Below are 19,693 nucleotides of genomic sequence, written 5' to 3' on the forward strand. Positions count from 1 at the left end.
GAAACGAGCAGCCGCAACTCGGAAGTCATCCACGCGGGGATTTACTATGCGCCCGGCTCGCTCAAGGCCGGCTGCTGCGTGCGCGGACGGCGGCTGCTGTATAAATACTGCGAAGAGCACGCGATCCCCTGCAGCAGGACCGGAAAGCTGATCGTGGCTTTTGAAGAGGCGGAACTGGCGGGCCTGGCCGGATACGAAGCACTGGGCCGGGCAAACGGCGTTGATGATTTGCAGCGGCTCGACCCGGAGCAGATCCATAGCCTGGAGCCGGAAGTCCACGGCCTGGCCGGCCTGCTCTCGCCGTCAACCGGCATTTTCAGCGCGGATCTTTTTATGGACTCGCTGTTAAAAACCGCGGAAACCAACGAGGCTATTTTTCTTCCACGCTCAGCCGTGACAGGCCTTAAGAAAACGCCGGACGGGTTCATAGTGACGGCCGACAATCAGGATCCGTTCGAAACGCGGGTTTTCATCAACTGCGCCGGCCACGGCGCGCCCGCCGTGGCCCGGCTCGCGGGCATAGACCCTGATGCCTCCGGTTACCGCCAGCGCATGATAAAAGGCGAATATTTCCGCGTGCGCGGCGGAATCAAGATATCGCGGCTTTTATACCCCATGCCTAACGAACTGAGCCTTGGCATGCACCTTACGCCCGATCTGGAGGGCGGCGTGCGGATAGGCCCCAGCGCGTTTGAGGTGCCGGTGATAGATTACAGAGTGAACGAACTCAACCGGAGCGCTTTTTTCGATGGAGCGCGCAGATTCCTGCCCGGAGTAACGCACGACAGCCTTGTGCCGGACACCGCCGGCATCCGCCCCCGGCTTGCCTGCTATCCGGGCACGGCTCCTGATTTCATAATACGCCGGGAAGCGGACAAAGGCCTGCCGGACATGATCAATCTGATCGGAATAGATTCACCCGGCCTCACTTCCAGCCTTGCCATAGCGGAACATATTCAACGGCTGGTCAATGAAATACTTAAACCCGCAATTGCCCAGGAGGCAGAATGAAAACCCTTATCCTGATGCGGCACGGACACGCTTACAGCGCGATCCAGAGCGGAGTGGCAAGAGATGAAGACCGTCCGCTTTCCGAAGACGGAGTGGAAGGCGCCATCCGCGCGGCCGCCGAACTGAAAAACAGGAAGATAGCGCTGAACGCGGTCATCGGCAGCCCGCTGCTGCGGGCCGTGCAGACCGCGCGGGAAATCAGCGGCGCGTTCGGGCTGGAACCGGGTGTCGGCCAGTATCTGGGCGGAGGTTTTTCGGTTTCGGACATGTGGGAGCGCGACATAGCTCCGCAGCTGGCGCGGCACGACAGCGTGCTTGTGGTAGGGCATCTGCCGGGCATCGGCATCCTTGCGGGAACACTGCTGGGCAAAGGGGAGCTGCCGCTTCCGGCAGGCGGGTTCTATGTGCTGAAACTCGAAACCGCGCCCGGAAAACTTGAACCGGGCGGCGCGACCCTCGATTTCGCTTACATCTAGAAAGCGTGACCGCAATGACGATATTTCAGGCGATAGTGCTGGGACTTGTTCAGGGACTGGGCGAATTCCTGCCCATCTCCAGTTCGGGCCATCTTGTGGTGATACCGGACCTGCTGGGCTGGCAGTATCAGGGCCTTGATTTCGACGTGCTGCTGCATCTGGCGACGCTGGCCGCCATACTGGCGTATTTCTGGAAAGACTGGCATAAAATCATAAAAACAGGTCTGACCGACCCGAAATCCTCCGACGGCAAAATCCTGTGGCTGCTTGCGCTCGCCACTATTCCGGGCGGGCTGGCGGGCCTGTTTTTAAACGATCTCGCCGAAACCGCACTGCGCGCGCCGGGACTGATCGCCGTGACGCTGATTGTTTTCGCGGCGGCGCTCTGGGCGGCCGACCGCAAAACGGGACAAACAGCCCTGACGGGATTCACCGCAAAAACCGCGCTGCTTATAGGGCTGGCGCAGGCGGTGGCGCTGGTGCCGGGAGTGTCGCGGTCGGGCATTACCATAACGGCGGCGCTGTTTCTGGGATTCTCCAGAACGGAAGCGGCGCGCATCTCTTTTCTGCTTGCCACGCCGATAACCGCCGCCGCGGCCGTGCTGGCCCTCAAACACCTGTCATTTTCAGACATCAGCGCACCCTTGATTTGCGGGTTCCTGACCGCGCTGGTGTCAGGCTGGGCGGCGATAAGATTTCTTATGAAATACGTCCAGTCAAACACTTACACTGTTTTCGTGCTGTACCGGATAGCTCTGGGTCTGGTTATTTTCGGCACGATGTTTTTTCGTTAAACAGGACTCGCGGCTTTATGAAACTCCCCCGGCCGTGCCATTGGCCTGCCGGTTGCTATTACGCTTTACCGGCAAGCCGGGGATTTCTTCTGGTCCAGACTTCGTTTGCCCCTGCTTACGCCGGGTTACACACTCCATCCCCCTGCTTGAGCTGTGCCATGCCGGCAAGCATCATGCCATGCCGGACAGCGCCGGGTTTTTCATGCCGGACAATATTGACTCGATAAAATCAAATTAAAAAACTTAAATCCGCCCAGCCGTATGCCGGGTTCAGACTGACGACTGGGCGTATTTTCTCAAACCGGCTGGCAAAAAACGGTAATTCCGGTAATTTTTCCCGATCTGGCTTTTAGGCCGCTTTTTGCCCTTTCCCCTATACAAACGAGCCCGCGAACATTACTGTTTCATTTCTCGAATTACCTGAAAATGCATGCCGGACGCCGAACAGAGACGGCCATGTGTCCGGGCGGCTTTCCCATAGTCCGGCAGGCTTGGGCGTATAGCCTGCCGGCCGGGGATTGGAGCGCGGCTCCGTAAACGGAGCCGCGCCACAGCAACCGATCTATCATCAGCCGCCGTTTGACACGCCAGCGCATTACAAGGCCAGCAAGCAAACCAGCGCCTGTAGCTGGCGCAGAATCAGCGGAAATTATTTTTAAGGGCGGCAACAATCTCGCGGGCAAGCGCCAGATCGGGCTTGACTGTCACAAGCCGCAGATCGCCCGCTTTGGCGCACAGCGCCAGAGTCAGTCCGTTTCTGCCAGCTTTTTTGTCTTTTTTAAGCAGGGCAAGCAGGTGCGCGGGAACCAGCGAGGGCAGTCCCCGGTCAGCCAGCAGGACGCACAGGCGGTTCAACTCCGCGCAATCGTCCGGGGCAAGCAGTCCGCGCGACACCGCCAGTTCATTTGCCGCCGCCATTCCCATCGCTATGGCCAGCCCGTGCGATATTTTATAGCGCGACAGGGTTTCCAGCGCGTGTCCGACGGTATGGCCGTAATTGAGGGTTTTGCGGTAATGCTTTTCAAATTCATCCAGCTCGATCACGGCTTTTTTTACCGAAAGCGACATTTTGACCAGCTCGTTCAGGCTTTCGCGGCAGCCCCCCGCCGCCGCCGGAAACAGCCGCCGGTAAAGCCCTAGCGCCGCAGGGCCGCCAGTCACGGCGAGTTTCAAAATTTCGCCCAGGCCGGACCTGACGTGACAGGCGGGCAGAGTGAGAAGAAAGTCCGGCTCGACAATCACCTGCTCCGGAGCGTAAAATACGCCGAGCTGGTTCTTCGCGCGCTCGAAATTCACGCCGGTTTTCGCGCCTATGCAGCTGTCGCACATGGAGAGCAGCGTGGTGGGCGCAAAAGTCCAGCGCACTCCGCGCTTGTAGCAGGCGGCGGCGAACCCGCCGCTGTCCTGTACGGTGCCGCCTCCGATAATCACCAGCCGGTCGGCACGGGTAAAATTGTTTTTATTCAAAAAACTGAAAATTTTCTTCACGCCTGCCAGCGTTTTAAGCTGTTCGCCGGCCTTCACCGCAAGAACCCGGCTGACCGGCAGTTTCAGCCGTTTTCTGTGCAGCCGCAGCACAGCCCCGTCTATCAGAAAAAACGCGCCTTCGCCGGCAAGCCCGTTAATCTGCCGGAAACCTTCCCCCGCACGGCGGAAAACGACCTTATAACCGCCCAGCGCGGAGCGGATTGCCAGTTCTCCCGACCGGCCGGGCAGCGCGCAGGAACACCCGTGCCCGTCAACAAGGAAACCAAGCCGGGCATTCATTTGTTGAACCCGCCCGCGGAAAAACCGCCATCCACCATAAGATTATGCCCGGTAATATACGAGCCCGCCGCGCCGGTCAGGAAACAAACCGCGCCCGCTATTTCCGATCCCGCCGCCATACGTCCCAGCGGGATCTGCTCGACCAGCCCCTTGATGGTCTGCCCGGTGTTGTTTTTGCGGGTGAGCGCGGTATCAACGTATCCGGGACTGACGGCATTCACCCGGATGTTATACTCGCCCAGCTCAACCGCCAGCGATTTGATCAGCCCGTTAAGCGCGTGCTTGCTGGTCACATAAGCCAGCCGGCCCCGGCGGCCCGCCAGCCCGTAAATAGACGAAATGGCCACAATGCTGCCCGCTTTCCGTTTTTTCATATGCGGCAGCACATGCTCAAGCACGCCGAACAGGCTGCGGCAGTTTATCTGGTAAGTTTTATCCACATCCTCCGCCGTCAGTTCGCCGACCGGCTTGGGGCAGTTATAACCCGCGCTGTGAATAACGGCATAAAAATCAGCCGGATGATTTTCAAAATAAGCGTCAATCGAGCGCGGATCGGCCAGATCCAGTTCCCTGTGCGCGGGCGCGGTGACAAGGTACTTTTCTTTTTTCAGCTGCGCGGCAATGGCGGAACCGATCCCGCCGCTCGCGCCCAACAGCAGCACTTTCCCTTTTTTATTGCTCGTCATATATTTCTCCGGCGGCAGGCAGTTATTTTTTTAGCGCGGCGGGCTCTTCCGGCACGCCGGTTTCAAACAGCCGTATTATCTCGCCGATCTCGGCGGGCGTTTCGGCCCGCAGAAGCTGATGATGCAGCGTCTGGTTCCCGGTCAGCATCGCCAGCTGCGACAGAATGCGGAGCTGGCACGCGGGTTCATAATACGGCGTGAGAATCAGAAAAACCAGATGGACCGGTTTTTTGTCTAAGCTGGCGAAATCTATCGGCTCCGCACGGCGGCCCAGCGCGATCAGCGGTTTGGCAAGACCCTGCAGGCGGGCGTGCGGGAAAGCGGTCCCGTTACCCATCGCGGTCGAGAGGTTTTTCTCGCGGCTGAGCACAAGGCCCAGCGCATCTTCGCGGTTAAAAACAGGATGCCTGTCATGCAGAACCTGCAGCAGTTCCTTTATGCAGTCGGTATGGCTGGCGGAACCCAGTTCCATTACAATGGAATCCGCCATGAAACTTTCCGCAAGAGTGGCTACGGGTCTCGTTTCAATTTCGTCGCGTATTTCGCCGATAAGCTCTTCCACCACATCCTCCAGGGTAAGCAGACCGGTCACCGCGCCGCCGGCATCGGTGACCAGTGCCTGATGCACGCGATTGGACTGGAATTCCCGGAGCGCGTCTTCCGCCGGGGTGTTTTCATTTATTTTAAGGATCTTGCGCAGCACCGTTTTGAAATCCGGGGTATTGCCATCGCACATGTATTTTATCGAAAGGTCTTTGAGATGCAGGTAGCCGAGCGTGTTGTCAAGCGTGCCCTCGCACACCGGATAGCGGGTAAACCGCCGCGCGCGAATGATCTCCAGATTCTGCGGCCAGTTATTGGCCGGCGACAGAAACGCCACCTTATCGCGCGGAGTCATCATGCTTTTCACCCGCGCATGCCCGAAATCAAACAGGTTTTCAAACATCAGAAGCCCGCCGAGCGAAAGCGCGCCGTCCTCCTGGGTCTGGCCCAGAATAAGACGCAGCTCCTCTTCGGAATGGGCTTTTTCGTGGTGTTCCGGCCTGAACCCGAACAGTTTCAGCGCGGCATACGCCGCTCCGTTCAGCAGCCGCATCGGCAGATAGGTGAGGAAGTGAAACGCGCGCAGCGGCACCGCCGTAAACAACGCCATTTCGGCGGGGTTTTTTATGGCGACCAGTTTCGGCACCTGCTCGCCGATAACCACATGCAGCGACGTGATCAGCGTGAAGGCAAGTATGAATGAAACCGTGTGAGACACCGCGGCGGACACCGCCAGATTCCGCAGCAGCAGCACCAGCAGTTTGCCGACCGACGGTTCGCCCACCCAGCCCAGCCCCAGGCTCGCCATGGTAATGCCCAGCTGAATGGCGGAAAGATAATTGTCTATATCTTCCGATATGCCCCTGGCGATAACAGCGCGCGGATTGCCCGACCGGACAAGTTCCTCCAGCTGTGTACTGCGCACTTTAACAAACGCGAACTCGGCCAGAACGAAAAAGCCGTTAAGAAGTATAAGCACCAGTGCAATAACAAGACTTGCGGCCAGCAGCATTTATAAGCACCGTATAGGAGGTAAAATAAAAAATGCGCAGAGAGGGACTCGAACCCTCAAGCCTTGCGGCACACGCCCCTCAAACGTGCGCGTATACCAGTTCCGCCATCTGCGCATTAAACTGCGTAAAGCGTAAACGCCACGCTTATTTATCACTGACAGTTACAGTATATCAATTGCGGGCTGAAAATTCAACCGCCGCAATTTTAAAATTGGTAGTATATCAGGGAACGGTTTTTAAGGAGATAATGATGAGCGAAGATAAAAACAGAATGCAGATCGAAATTGACATTGACGACGAAGTGGCGCAGGGCGTCTACGCCAATCTCGCTGGCGTGGCCCACGGGCCGGGCGAGTTTATAATGGATTTCCTTTTTCTTCAGCCCAACGCGCCCAAGGCGAAACTGCGCGCGCGGGTCATTTCCAGCCCGTCGCACACAAAACGGTTTCTGGCGGCGCTGAGCGAAAACGTCCGCAAATATGAGGAAAAGAACGGCGTAATCGTAGAACCTTCCACTCCGCCCATGGCGCGCGGCTAGCCCGTTTCCGCGAAAAGGCCCCCGGACGGCGTCCGGGGGCCTTTTTCAGATTTTCCCGCACCGCACCACCTGCCTATTCATCCGCGCCCGCGGAAGCGGATTCAAGAATTATTTCCATGCCGTCGCGCGCGACAGCGCACTCCATATCGTATTTCGCCGCGGCCCTGGCGGCCTGCTGCTCGATGATTTCGATATCCTCATCCTGATAGGACGAATGCAGATTGAACAGCACCAGCCTTTTCGCGCCGGCGCGCGCGCCCGCGAATTTGACCACGCTGCCCGCGCCGGAATGGCCTTCGCCGGTATGGGCTTTGTAATCGGAGTCCGAGTAGCACGCATCGTGAACCAGCAGATCGGCGCCGTGGCAGAACCCGGCCAGTTTTTCGTCGTAATTTTCCATCGAGGAGGCCTTGCCCGTCAGCTCCCCGTCCGGCAGATAAACAAAAACCCTGCCGCAGATTTCCAGCCGGAACCCCAGCGTGGTAGTGGGGTGATTGGCGTAAACGGCGCTCAGCCGCACGTCCGGCGCGAGTTCGTAAGTGTCTTCGATGATTTCATACATCATCAGTTTTGCGCGCGGCGTCCGCGACGGCCAGTACGGCGAAGAATAAAACAGCTCCCGCACGGTATCCTTGAATTTCTTCTCGGATTCGCCCGCCCCCGACAGCCGGATCGTGAACATGCTGTGATCCAGGCACTGAAAACCCGCCAGCCCCAGCACATGGCTGATATGGAAATGGGTAAGCATCAGCCACAGATCGCGCGGCCCTTTCTGCTGCATGATTTTTTCACCCAGCGCATAAATGCCGGTGCCGGCGTCGAAAATAAAAGTCCGCTCGCTGGTTTCCACGCTCACGCACGGGGTCTGGCGCCCGTATGAGGAATTGCCGTCCGGCACGCGGCCGCCCATGCTGCGCGTGCCCCAAAATGTAACCCTTATCTGCCCGGCCTGCAAATCTGAAGGCTGCGGTTCTTCTGCGGACATCTCGTCCTCCCTCAAACTGTCGCGGAACGCCAGCAGGCTGTCACGGCTTCCGGTCATGATATGATTGATCTGGGCGGAAAACGTTTCAACGTTATAGGGCTTGGTTATGAACGCCTGCGCGCCGTACTCAAAAGCCTTGTGCTTCTCGTATTCAAACCCTTTCTGGCTGACCACAACCAGTTTCACCGCGCCCAGCCGGGGATCGTTTTTAAGGATTTTGCAGAGTTTCAGCCCGTCCAGCCCGTTGAGCATGATATCGGTTATGACCAGCCTCGGCCGGCGGCGCTTGATGGCGGGCAGCGCGTCAATCGAGCGTTTTACCAGGTACGCGGAAAAACCCGCTTCCAGCAGCAGATTTTTCGTCAGCTGGCCGGCAACGTTGTCATCGTCCACAATAACAATGTCGGTCTGGTTCTCTTTCATCGCCGATTTATTCTATAATAATATTATCTGGCTAGGGAAGCGTTTTAAGAAAGGCGGACAAATGCGGATTATAGCGGGCAGCGCAAGAGGGCGGAAACTGCTGTCGGTTTCCACGAAACTGATGGTGAAACCCATTTCGGACAGGATGAAACAAAGCCTGTTCGATATTCTGCGGCCCAAAATAACCGCGTCATATTTTCTGGATCTGTTCTGCGGAACCGGCTCGGTGGGCGTGGAAGCGCTCTCGCGCGGCGCGCAGCTGGTGGTTTTCGCCGATAATAATCCCGCCTGTCTTAACGTGGCCCTTAAAAACGCCCGGGCAATAGGCTGCGCCGACCGGTGCAAAACTGTCCGCGCGGATCTGCTGGGCAAGCTCGACAGATTCAAAAGCTATGCGGGAGAGGAAGGCTATGACATCGTTTATCTGGGCACGCCCTACCGCGACAGCAAAAACAACATGCTGAGTTTCACCGGGCCGGTATTGAAAGCGGTGGCGGCCTGCGGGCTGCTGGCCGAGCGGGGCGTTATTGTCGCGCAGCACCACAAAACCGAAACCTTCGCCATACCCGGAGCCTGCGAAAAATTCCGGGAAGAAAAATACGGCGACACGACGATGACTTTTCTGCGCCGCGCCAGGGATCCGCAGTGACACTCAACGACCCGCTTGAATTGAACTACTCGAAAGTGCGCGCCTACCGGCAATGCCCCGTGCTGTACGAGCATATTTATGTGTTCCGGCGCAGGACGCCGCTTACTCCGGCTTCATCGCTGGGGATTTCCATGCATCGCGCGCTCGACGCCTTTTACGGCTCGCCCGGCGAAACCGGCATGGAACAGCTGCTCGAATGTTATGACGCGAACTGGCTGGGCGCCGGCTATTCCGGCCCGATCGAACAGCTGGAATACCACCACAAAGGGCGCGAAATGCTGCGCCGGTTCTGGCAGGTCGAGCGCAACAGCAAGGTTTCGGTGGACAGCGCGGAGCGGGATTTTGAATTTGAACACAAACAGTGGAAAATCCGCGGCACCGTTGACCGGGTGGATCTGCGCCCGGACGGCACCTGGGAAATCATTGATTACAAAACCGGCCCGGAAGAGATCACGGAAGCGGCCGTGCGCGACAGCCTGCAGCTCGGCATTTACGCGATAGGCGCGCAGCGCGCCTGGAATATCGAGCCGGCGGAGCTGAGTGTATGGTGCCTGTTCGCGGCAAAAAAGATTTCGGTGCCGCGCGACGAAACCCGGGATGAAGCGGTGCTGGGTATTTTTGAAGAAACCGGCAGTGAAATACTGCGCGGGGTTTACAAACCCAATCACGCCCGCTGCCGCGACTGCTCCATGCGGGCAGCCTGCCGGCAGGCGGCGCGTTTCTAGCACGATTGGAAAACTAAGGAGAAAAAAGAATGGAGCACTTTCTTAAAACCATAGGCATAATCGAGTTGAACGCGCACAAAAAAGGCAAGCGGGTGGCGGGCTTCGTGCCGCAGTTCTACCAGCCGATGTTCATCCTGTTTGTGATAGCGATCGCGCTGTTCGCCAGAAGCTCCGGCAATCTGACGATGCCGCAGCTGCTGTACTGGCTGGGCGCGTTTATGGCGCTCAACATAGCGGCTAACCGGATCATGGGCCGCTATATTCTAAAAGCCGGGGCGGTGGACGCGCTCATCACCACAAACTGCTTTCTGATATCCGCCGTGGTACATTATTCCGGCGGCCTGCATTCCGATATCTGGATTTTATACCTGCTGCCGATTTTCACGGCTGCGATGGTGCTGTCCACGCGGGAACTGGTGTCCGCCACCATCCTGTCGGGCATCATGATGAGCCTTTTTTACGGCAAGCCTTCGGAATGGGACATAGACATAGCGTTCGAACTCGCCATCAAATCATCGCTGTTCTTCGTGGGCGCGTATCTGATGCGCAGCATGGTGCTGGACAAGAATAAAATCGCCACCGCGCTGGAGGAGGAACGCCGCAAGCTCGACGAAGTGGAAGAAAACTTCGCGGAACAGAATCTCAAATCCATCGAAGCGGCAAACATGGTGGAAGTGGGCAAAATGACTTCGGGCGTGGTGCACGACCTCGGCACGCCGATGAGCGTTATCCTCGGCAGCGCCCGCATGATGATGAAAGACGGCACTTTCAATAAAGCCGACCTGCAGCGTATTATTGACGCCGCGCTGCTCTGCAAAAACATCATCACCAACACCATGCAGGTCGTGCGCGGAGAGGATTACAAGTTCGACGTAATGGATATCCGCGACCCGCTGGAATCCTCCGCCGCCGTCACCATGCCGCTGCTCACCAGAAAAAATATCCAGATCATTTACGCCTATCAGGACATCCTGCCGCCGATCCGCGGCAGTTACGGGCACCTGGAACGGCTGTTTTTGAATATTTTCACCAACGCCAAAAACATTATGAAAGACGGCGGCGAGATTTATGTGAACATCAAGGTTTCGCCTGACCGCAAATGGGTCATTATCACGGTCGAAGACACCGGGCCCGGCTTTCCGCTGGAACTGGTCACCAACGGCCCGACGGCGTTTAAAACCGGCCGGAAAGCCGAAGGCGGCACCGGCCTGGGGCTGGTCATGTGCAAGGAAGTGGTGGAAAAGCACAACGGCGTATTCCGTCTGTCCAACACCAACAAAGGCGCGCGGATAGACATACATATCCCGGTTAAAACCGAAACTCCCGCTGTTCAGATGTAGGTCCGCCATTGCGGATCAGACAAAGTCGGTTCCGGAAAGGATCCGCAGCCGCTTTCCTGCGTTCCTGATTTTTATACGCCGGGCGGATCGCCCTCCCGAACGTGCCGGACTTGCCGTTGTATCATTACCGGTAAAACATATGCGTGATTTTATTATAAAATGCGGTCTGGCGCTTGCGGTTATGCTGGGTTCGGCGGCGGCGATGTGGCCGTCGGCCGGAAACGGCTTTGCGTGGGACGATCTGGCTTATGTAACAGCCAACGACCATATCCGTGATCTTTCACCCGCCGGCATCAGAAATATGTTCGCGCGCACGCATTTCGGGCTGTACAAACCCGTAACGATGTTAAGTTTTGCGGTGAATTACAGGTTTTCCGGCCTGAACCCGCGGCCATACCATATCACCAACATCATGCTCCACGCCGCAAACGCGGCGCTGGTATTCACGCTGATACTGCTGCTGACGCAAAACAGCATGACCGCGTTTGCGTGCGCGGCGCTGTTCGGCGTTCATCCGATGCATGTGGAATCAGTGGCGTGGATAGCCGAGCGAAAGGACATGCTGTATGCGTTTTTCTTCCTGCTGGCCTCCATCCTGTATATCCGCTACGCGAAAACCCGCGGCCGAACCGCTTATGCAGGTTCGCTCGCCTGTTTTGGGATTTCACTCGCCGCCAAACCTATGGGCATAACGCTGCCGGCCGCGCTGTTCGTGTACGACTATCTGCTCGACCGTGGTTTTGATAAAAAACTGGCGGCGGAAAAAGCGCCTTACGCGCTGATCGCCGCGCTGTTCGGAGCCGCAACACTGCTTCTGCTCGACAGCAGCGGCCAGCTCGGCTCCACTTTCAGCCTTGCCGACCGCACGCTGTTCACCTTCTACGGCTTGAAATTCTATATCGGAAAGCTGCTGGTTCCGCTCAACCTGTCCGCCATGTATCCGTTTCCCATGAAAAGCGGCGGTGCGCTGCCGCTGGATTACTGGCTGAGTCCGGTAACGGTTATCGGCTGTCTGATCCTGCTCGCGAAATATTTTCGCGGCAACCACATAGTCATGGCAGGCGCGGCGTTTTACATCATAACAATCTCTCCGGTGCTGCAATTGTTCCAGGTGGGGCCGGTTGTGACGGCTGACCGCTACACCTACATCCCCGCACTGGGTCTGTTTCTGCCGGTTTCGGCATACGCCGCCAGCATGCTGGCTGAATTGCGGGCCAAAAACCGCAGAAAAGCGGCCGTTGTTTTTCTGGCCTGCGCCGGACTGGCTTTTTCCGCGCTCATGCACGCCTCGCGGGCGCGCTGCTCCGTATGGACTGACGACCTTACGCTTTTTTCGGACGCCGCGGTCAAACATCCCGCCTTTTCCACTCTCAAACGTTACGGCGTGACTCTGGGCGCACTGGGCCGGACCGAAGAAATGCTGCGGGTATATGAAGTGGCGATTAATCTTGCCGGCCCGGAAGGCGCGAAAATAGACCAAACCAGTTCGCGCGACCTGCTGGAAATATATACCGGTATCGCAATCAACCTTGCCCGCTGCGACCGGGAAGCCTCAGAAACTTTATTGCGGGAAATTTTCCCGATCATGCCAAGCCATCCGCTGGTTCTGATGGCGGTTGCCAATCTGCAATACCAGAAAAAACGCCCCGACATTGCGTTACGCCTGCTGGATTCCGCGCTGAAAGATCCGCTCTCCCGGCCAGACGTTTATACCATGATCGGCGATATCCATCTGGCCGGCAACGACTGCGCCCGCGCCGGGCAGGCCTATTCAAAAGCGCTTGAGCTGGCGCCGGCCCACACCAACGCCGCTGCGCGCATGCGCGCAATGCGGCGGCTTTGTACAGCCAAGTCGGAACGCCCGTCCTGAACGACAATCCCGATAAAACGGCACACGCCAGCCGTCCTGCACATTCGCAACCGATTCCATTAGAATGAACCCGCGCGCGGCAAAACCACGCGCCATCAATTTTATCCGGCAAAAATGAAATTCCCCCCCCCCGGCTGTGCCATTGGCTGCCGGTTGTTATTACGCTTTACCGGCAAGCCGGGGGTTTCTTTCGGTCCGAACTTCGTTTGCCCTGCTTACGCAGGGTTACACACTAATCCCTCTGCTTGAACTACGTCATGTCGGCAATCATTATGTCGTGCCGGCCAGCACCGGGTTTTTGTGTGCGGCATGCAAAAAAGCCCCGACCGCAAGCCGGGGCTTTTAAAAACAAAACGGACTGCCGCACACTACCGGAGCGCGGCGAGCCGGCCAGATTATTTGGTTTTCTTTTCCGGAATCGCGATTTTCTGCGGCGCGGACTTGGCGTCCGCAGGCGCAGCCTGTTTCGCCGCAGGCGCAGCCTTGGCCGGCGCGGTTTCCATGCGGCCATAGCGTTCCATGACCGACGTTGAGCCCCGTCCGCCCATGAAAGTAAGGCCCACGGAAGTGCAGGCGATTGTCAGCGCGAGCGCGAGGGTAAAACGTTTGATGAAACTGGCGCCGGACCCGCCGCCGAATACGGCTTCGCCGGCTCCCGCGCCGCCGAATACGCCCATGGCGTTACCCTTGCCCGACTGCATGAGCACCACTATGATCAGCAGGAAACACGCCAGAAAATGAAGAACGAGAAATAATGTATGCATTTGGTTAACTCCCTCCTATTTGGGCAGTAGCGCCGTAAGACCCGGCAATTCCTTGCCTTCCAGAAATTCCATGCTGGCCCCGCCGCCCGTGGAACAGTGGGACAGCCGGTCAGCTTTCAGTCCGGCTTTCTTGAGCACGCGCAGGCTGTCGCCTCCGCCCACCACGGTAACCGCGCCGTTGCCGGTCGCGTCCGCGAGCGCATTGGCTATGGCGATACTGCCTTTTGCAAACGCGTCGGTTTCAAACACGCCCAGCGGCCCGTTCCAGAAAATGGTTTTGGCCCGGGCGATCTGCTCCCTGAAATTGGCGATCGTGCGCGGGCCGATATCAAGCCCCATCCAGCCGTCGGGGATCGCCATCGCCTGCGTGGTTTTCACTTCCGCCGTATCCGATAGTTCCTGCGCAATCACATGATCGGCCGGCAGCAGGCACTCCACTTTCCGCGCGTAAGCCTTGGAAATTATGGACTTGGCATCCTCTACGTTGCCCGGCTCGACCAGCGATTTCCCTACAGACACATTCTGCGCCTGCAAAAACGTGTACGCCATGCCGCCGCCGATAAGCAGCATATCAACCTGCTCGAGCAGCTTGTTGAGCACGGTGATCTTGTCGGACACTTTCGCCCCGCCGATAATGGCCAGAAACGGCCGCTCCGGATGGCTGATGACTTCGCCCAGAAACTCCAGCTCTTTCTGCACCAGAAAACCCGCGCAGCCCGGCAGTTCCGCCGCCACCGCCGAGGTGGAGGCATGCGCGCGATGTATCGCGCCAAACGCGTCCTGCACGAAAACTTCTCCGTGCCGGGCGAGTTTTTTCGCGAACGCCGCGTCGTTTTTCTCCTCCTCGGGGTGGAAGCGCAGATTTTCCAGCAGCACTATCTCGCCGGGTTTGGCGGCGTCCACTGCCGCATCAGCCTGCGGGCCGATACAGTCGGGGGCGAAATGGACTTTCGCCCCCATGATCTTTTCCACAACCGGAGCCACCGGCGCCAGGCTGAATTCGGGATTAACCGCGCCTTTGGGCCGGCCAAGGTGCGCCATCAGCACCACCCTGCAGCCATTCTCAAGCAGATACTTCACGGTTTTGTGTGTGGCGGCGACGCGTTTATCGTCGGCCACTTTGCCGTCTTTCACCGGCACGTTGTAATCCACCCGCACCAGCACGCTTTTGCCCTTCACGTCCGTATTCTGAAGTTCAGGCAGCTTTGAGATGTCCATTACTGTCTCCTCCGGCTGTTTAAATCGCTCTTATCTGGCGAGCACCTTGTCAACCACCTGCTTGAGAGTCGGCTCGCTGCGGTCTTTATACGAGTAGAACACGCGGGTGGCCGGCTTTTCTATTTTAAGCAGTTTGCCAAGGTCTATCGGCGTGCCGATCAGCACAACGTCGCAGGGAACCTTGTTGATGGTTTCTTCCAGTTCCGCGATCTGTTTCTTGCCGTATCCCATGGCGGGCAGAATCTTGCTCACATGACCGTACTTCTTGTAAGTTTCGAGAATCGAACCCACCGCGTACTGTTTCGGCGAAACGATTTCACCCGCGCCGGCGTTTTTGGCGGCGATATAGGCCGCGCCGTATTCCATTTCCCCGTGCGTAAGGGTCGGGCCGTCTTCCACCACAAGCACTTTCTTGCCTTTGAGATCAACAGCCGTTTCCAGATCGCACGGCGAATCGGCTTCGATGATCGTCGCGTTCGGGTTGATCCTGCTGATATTGGACCTGACGAGATCAATGTTCTCGCGGGTGGCGGTGTCCACTTTATTGATGATCACCACATCCGCCATGATCGCGTTCGTCATGCCCGGATAGTACAGCATTTCATGGCCGGGCCGGTGAGGATCGGCGACCACGATATGCAGATCGGGTTTATAGAAAGGAGTGTCGTTGTTGCCGCCGTCCCACAAAATGACATCGGCCTCTTTTTCCGCTTCGGCCAGAATAACCCCGTAGTCCACTCCGGAATAAACAACGTGCCCTTCGCGGATATGCGGCTCGTACTCTTCCATTTCTTCAATCGTGCATTTGTGCTTCTCGAGATCGGCGTATTCGGCGTAGCGCTGGCAGGTCTGCGCGACAAGATCGCCGTACGGCATAGGGTGGCGGATAGCCACGACTTTTTTGCCGGCTTTCTTTAAAAGTTCCGCGATTTTTCTGGTGGTCTGGCTCTTGCCGCAGCCGGTGCGCACGGCGCACACGGCGATGACGGGCTTGCTGGATTTAATCATGGTCCGGCTGGCGTCTAAAATTTTAAAATCCGCGCCGCAGGCGGTCACAAGAGAACCCTTTTTCATCAGGTCAACGAAATTCACGTCGCTGTACGAAAAAATCACTTCTTCCGCTTTGTGCTCCTTTATCAGTTTAGGTAGCTCGCTCTCATCATAAATATCAATCCCGGAAGGATAAAGCCTGCCCGCGAGCTTGGCGGGATATTTCCGCCCGTCAATGCCGGGAATCTGGAACGCGGTGAAGGCGACAACGTTATACTCGGGATTGTCCCGGTAAAGAACGTTGAAATTGTGGAAATCACGCCCGGCGGCGCCCATGATGATAATATTCTTAGCCATACTGAAACCTCCAGTGTGTCCTTTTCGCGCCGGGCGGGACGTTAGCCCCGCCCGGCGCTTTTAGAAAAACAGGCCTAAAAACCTTTTTTCGCTATGTAACAGGCGAGGTCGTTCACTCTGTTGGAATAACCCCACTCGTTATCATACCAGCTGTATACCTTCACATGCGTGCCGTCCACCACATGGGTGAGCGACGCGTCGAATATGCTGCTGTGGGCATTGCCGTTGAAATCCTTGGACACAAGGGGTTCTTCGGTGTATTCGAGATACTTATTCAGCGCGCCATCCGCCGCTTTTTTCATCATCGCGTTGACTTCCGCGACCGTGGTGGCTTTCTCCACCGTCAGCGCTATGTCAACAAGCGACACGTTCGGCGTGGGCACGCGTATTGCGATACCGTCCAGCTTGCCTTTGAGGCTCGGAATAACCAGGCCGATGGCGGCCGCGGCGCCGGTGGTGGTCGGAATCATGGACTGGCCCGCCGCGCGCGCGCGCCGCAAATCCTTGTGCGGCGCGTCGAGAATCACCTGGTCGTTCGTATAGGAGTGAATGGTGGTCATGAGACCGGTTTTTATCGTCAGATTATCGTTAAGAACCTTGGCCACCGGCGCAAGGCAGTTGGTGGTGCAGGACGCGTTGGAAATAATGTTGTGCTTGCCGGGCGCATAGTCGCCTTCGTTGATGCCCATGCACACGGTAAGCAGTCCGTCGCCTTTGGCGGGCGCCGTGATAATGACTTTCTTAGCGCCCGCAGCAAGGTGCGCGGCGGCTTTTTCCGTGTTGCAGAACCGGCCGGTTGATTCGTACACCAGTTCCACGCCCAGCGCTTTCCAAGGCAGGCTTTCGGGGTTTTTTTCGGAAACGACCTTGATCTTCCTGCCGTTGATAACGAGACTGTCGCCCTCCGCTTTGACTTCACCCGGGAAAATCCCGAACGTGGAGTCATATTTAAACAGATGAGCCAGCGTCCTGGCGTCCGTAAGATCGTTCACCGCCACGAACTCGATATCGGGGTTGTTGATGCCCGATTTAAGCACAAGCCTTCCGATGCGTCCGAAACCATTAATCCCAACTTTAACTGCCATCGTTCCCTCCTATGGGAAATTGATCTGTTTGTGGGCGGAGAATGGCATATCCGCCTGCTTAAAGCATAGCATATATTAATTCTCCGGAAAACTCGCGGCGTCAATGGCCGCACAGCCGTGTCCGCCCTGAATGAAAACGGCGGGTATCATTGATACCCGCCGCATTGACAAACGCAATTCCGCTAATTTTTTCTGCGCCGCTTGAAAAACGGTTTTCTGTTGAAATTCCTGCGCCGCGGAGCGCCGCCACCGCCACCGGCCGCGCCAAACTCCTGGCTCCGGGCGAACCGGCGCATGTTAAAGCGTTCGCGCAGCGGCCTGATCGCGAACCGCTCGGCCGACAGCGCCAGCAGCCCGGCCAGACCCGCCAGCGCCACCAGCAGCCCGCGCCAGAACCAAGGTTCGGTATATTTAAAGAAGATCTCGTGCTTTCCCGCCGGCGCGGATACCGCAGGGAAATGGCCCGGCCCGGCTTTCAGCGAGCAGGGTTTGCCGTCTATAAACGGCCTGTAGCCGGGCAGGTTCGGCACATTGACCGACACTACAGCCGGCGCGCTTAACTCCGCCCGCACTTTTACGCCGGCCGGAGAAAACTCGCTTGCCAGAGGCAATACCTCCGCCACTCCCGCGATCTTGGGATCAAGCCGTATCGCGCCCGGTCCGCCCGTTTCGGCGAACGCCATCGGCATGGAACCGGAAACCTCGTAAATAACGCGCCGGCCGTCCGAATACCGTTCCACGATGCCGTCCGCGCCCAGAATTTCCGCATACCAGTCCACATCCGGCTGATTGACTATGAACCAGCGCACTCCCGCCCGCCTAAACGACCGCAGCACCTCGTCCACCGGGAAATATCTGTTAAACACCATGCCGCTTTCCCCGAACCAGGGCAGCGCGGCCATATAGCCCGGCGTGCTCGCAATACTGCCGGAAACATTGTTCAGGCCCCACAGCGTGGCATAATCAAACCCCGCCAGATGCTGGGTATAACCGTCCGCTATGCTGGCGGGATAGGCGAACGCAACAAACCGGCCTTCGGTCAATTTGTTTTTCAGCGGCTCGAATAAAGGCAGGTCCTCCGAGCACGGAAAGAAGGTGCGGGACGGCAGCCCCGAAAAAATTATGAACGAAATGCCCAGATTCAGCGCGACGGCGTAAAACACCACCCGCCGCATTTCAATCTGCCCGAACCGGTAGGACACCCGCCGCGCCAGATGCAGCATCCCCAGCGAAGCGGCGGCTATGATGAAAGCGTCCGCAAAAAGCAGCAGCTTAAACCCGTGATGCGCGTTCTTTAAAAACGGAAGATAATAAAGAATCCTGTCAATCACGCCGAAACTGAGCAGAAGCATCACTCCCGCCGCGATCAGAACCGGCCGCAGCCAGACTTCGTGTTTTGTCCGGTCCATATCGCGCGCCAGCCCGACCAGCCCGATAATCACGCCGTAACCCGCGAAACAAAAAAACGGCAGCAGGTAATAAAAAGAGCCCGGTTGGTTTGTAAACATGCGCAGGGCGCGCTCCATTATGCCCGATTTAAACACATCGGACGAAAACGGGAACAACAAGCCCCACAGCCATAAAAGCGGATTGTTGGCGCCCTCGGCGAACAATTCATAAGACACGACGGTCTGCTCCACAGTCTGCATTGAATACTGCAGCAGCGGCAGCCACAGCGGCAGCGCCAGCGCCGCCGTGAAACCCAGCGAAATGAAATAATACCAGCGGCCGGCCTTGAACAGGCTCGGGCTGACCCGGATATCCGCCCGGTTCAGATAAAGCAGGGTGAACAGCGCCTCGGCAAACACCGCGTACAGGACGAAGATCGCCGAGCCCGAATACGCGAAAAACACCCTTGCCGCCAGCAGCCATGCCATGTTGCCGTAGGACGGCTTGTCCACCAGCCTGCCGGCCGTGAACAGCAGCCACGGAAACCACGCCGCGGCCGCGGCGAACTGCCAGCCCCACGAGCAGCCCAGAAAAACGGCGAACCCCGTTATCGGCCAGGCGGTCGCGCCGAAAAACGCGGTATAGTCGGGCAGACGGCAGATGCGCTTGAGAAAATAAAACATTCCAAGCGCCCCTATGAGAAGATGCAGCACCATGTAAATATCCACCGACGCGAAATACCCGCCGGTTACAAACAGGCTCAGGAACACCGATATATAGGTTAGCGGATAAAGCGCACCCCAAATTCCGGCCACCAGAAACGGCGTGCCCATGAACTGATGATAGTTTATGAATGGAAGCTGCCCCTTCATCAGTGAATCGAACGCGAACACCATGTTGGGCAGGAACACCGCCCGGTTCTCGCCTTCAAGAAAATAGTACGGGCGCAACAGCTCCAGAAACACGAAAAACAAATACACGAGAATGACTGTGCCGAGCGGGTAACTGTGTTCCCTCACCCAGGCACGGAATTTTTCAGACACCATGATGGCTGCTCCAGAATTTCAGCC

The 19,693-nt window shown here is 57.4% G+C and carries 17 protein-coding genes and 1 tRNA gene; 8 read left to right on the forward strand and 10 right to left on the reverse strand.

The genetic code is table 11. The annotated features are described in order from the left end of the window. The 3 genes from PHW69_04460 to PHW69_04470 all read left to right on the forward strand — a co-directional run. Positions 1-1,011 (forward strand): NAD(P)/FAD-dependent oxidoreductase (locus PHW69_04460; protein MDD4004440.1); only part of this gene is annotated, 1,011 nt, incomplete at its 5' end. Beyond that, positions 1,008-1,487, forward strand: coding sequence for a histidine phosphatase family protein (locus PHW69_04465; GenBank protein MDD4004441.1), 480 nt, complete (start codon positions 1,008-1,010; stop codon positions 1,485-1,487). The genes PHW69_04460 and PHW69_04465, both read left to right, overlap by 4 nt. Before the next feature lie 14 nt (positions 1,488-1,501). Then, complete coding sequence (locus PHW69_04470) at positions 1,502-2,281, forward strand: undecaprenyl-diphosphate phosphatase (GenBank protein MDD4004442.1); 780 nt, start codon at positions 1,502-1,504, stop codon at positions 2,279-2,281. 639 nt (positions 2,282-2,920) lie between these two features. Here the strand turns inward: PHW69_04470 and PHW69_04475 are convergent. The 4 genes from PHW69_04475 to PHW69_04490 form a co-directional block, all read right to left on the reverse strand. Next, positions 2,921-4,048, reverse strand: a complete 1,128-nt coding sequence (locus PHW69_04475) for a 3-dehydroquinate synthase (GenBank protein ID MDD4004443.1) — start codon at positions 4,046-4,048, stop codon at positions 2,921-2,923. Next, positions 4,045-4,734 (reverse strand): SDR family NAD(P)-dependent oxidoreductase, encoded by a 690-nt coding sequence (locus PHW69_04480; protein MDD4004444.1) that lies wholly within the window; start codon positions 4,732-4,734, stop codon positions 4,045-4,047. Before PHW69_04480 ends, PHW69_04475 begins: the two co-directional genes overlap by 4 nt. Before the next feature lie 22 nt (positions 4,735-4,756). Continuing rightward, complete coding sequence (locus tag PHW69_04485) at positions 4,757-6,256, reverse strand: CNNM domain-containing protein (GenBank protein ID MDD4004445.1); 1,500 nt, start codon at positions 6,254-6,256, stop codon at positions 4,757-4,759. Between the two features lie 66 nt (positions 6,257-6,322). Next, positions 6,323-6,404, reverse strand: a tRNA-Leu gene (locus PHW69_04490). 136 nt (positions 6,405-6,540) lie between these two features. Between PHW69_04490 and PHW69_04495 the strand changes: the two genes are divergently transcribed. Beyond that, positions 6,541-6,828 carry a DUF3467 domain-containing protein gene (locus tag PHW69_04495; protein MDD4004446.1) on the forward strand — a complete coding sequence of 96 codons (288 nt, stop codon included), beginning with the start codon at positions 6,541-6,543 and terminating at the stop codon, positions 6,826-6,828. Positions 6,829-6,901: 73 nt separating this feature from the next. On the opposite strand, the gene PHW69_04500 is transcribed toward PHW69_04495, so the two are convergent. Beyond that, a complete protein-coding gene (locus PHW69_04500) occupies positions 6,902-8,236 on the reverse strand; it encodes a response regulator (GenBank protein MDD4004447.1) in 1,335 nt (444 codons plus the stop codon). Here PHW69_04500 and rsmD point away from each other — a divergent pair. The 4 genes from rsmD (at position 8,214) to PHW69_04520 (ending at position 12,820) form a co-directional block, all read left to right on the forward strand. Beyond that, positions 8,214-8,885, forward strand: a complete 672-nt coding sequence (gene rsmD, locus PHW69_04505; GenBank protein ID MDD4004448.1) for a 16S rRNA (guanine(966)-N(2))-methyltransferase RsmD — start codon at positions 8,214-8,216, stop codon at positions 8,883-8,885. The genes PHW69_04500 and rsmD overlap by 23 nt on opposite strands. Then, positions 8,882-9,610 (forward strand): PD-(D/E)XK nuclease family protein, encoded by a 729-nt coding sequence (locus PHW69_04510; GenBank protein MDD4004449.1) that lies wholly within the window; start codon positions 8,882-8,884, stop codon positions 9,608-9,610. The genes rsmD and PHW69_04510 overlap by 4 nt, the downstream gene beginning before the upstream one ends. Positions 9,611-9,639: 29 nt before the next feature. After that, positions 9,640-10,950 carry a HAMP domain-containing sensor histidine kinase gene (locus PHW69_04515; GenBank protein MDD4004450.1) on the forward strand — a complete coding sequence of 437 codons (1,311 nt, stop codon included), beginning with the start codon at positions 9,640-9,642 and terminating at the stop codon, positions 10,948-10,950. A 139-nt stretch (positions 10,951-11,089) separates the two neighbouring features. Continuing rightward, the gene (locus tag PHW69_04520; GenBank protein MDD4004451.1) at positions 11,090-12,820 is read left to right on the forward strand and encodes a hypothetical protein; all 1,731 of its coding nucleotides are present in this window, start codon (positions 11,090-11,092) and stop codon (positions 12,818-12,820) included. A 395-nt stretch (positions 12,821-13,215) separates the two neighbouring features. Here the strand turns inward: PHW69_04520 and secG are convergent, their stop codons facing one another. The 5 genes from secG to PHW69_04545 form a co-directional block, all read right to left on the reverse strand. Next, positions 13,216-13,584 (reverse strand): preprotein translocase subunit SecG, encoded by a 369-nt coding sequence (gene secG, locus PHW69_04525; protein MDD4004452.1) that lies wholly within the window; start codon positions 13,582-13,584, stop codon positions 13,216-13,218. A gap of 15 nt (positions 13,585-13,599) precedes the next feature. Beyond that, entirely contained in the window at positions 13,600-14,802 is a 1,203-nt protein-coding gene (locus tag PHW69_04530; GenBank protein MDD4004453.1) for a phosphoglycerate kinase, read from the reverse strand. Positions 14,803-14,832: 30 nt separating this feature from the next. Next, complete coding sequence (locus tag PHW69_04535; GenBank protein MDD4004454.1) at positions 14,833-16,149, reverse strand: cyclic 2,3-diphosphoglycerate synthase; 1,317 nt, start codon at positions 16,147-16,149, stop codon at positions 14,833-14,835. Between the two features lie 74 nt (positions 16,150-16,223). Further along, positions 16,224-17,234, reverse strand: coding sequence for a type I glyceraldehyde-3-phosphate dehydrogenase (gene gap / locus PHW69_04540; GenBank protein ID MDD4004455.1), 1,011 nt, complete (start codon positions 17,232-17,234; stop codon positions 16,224-16,226). A gap of 182 nt (positions 17,235-17,416) precedes the next feature. After that, positions 17,417-19,669: a hypothetical protein gene (locus tag PHW69_04545; GenBank protein MDD4004456.1), complete on the reverse strand. Its 2,253-nt coding sequence runs from the start codon at positions 19,667-19,669 to the stop codon at positions 17,417-17,419. Positions 19,670-19,693 lie beyond the last annotated feature (24 nt).

This window comes from Elusimicrobiaceae bacterium (assembly GCA_028700325.1).
Taxonomy (GTDB): Bacteria; Elusimicrobiota; Elusimicrobia; order Elusimicrobiales; family Elusimicrobiaceae; genus JAQVSV01.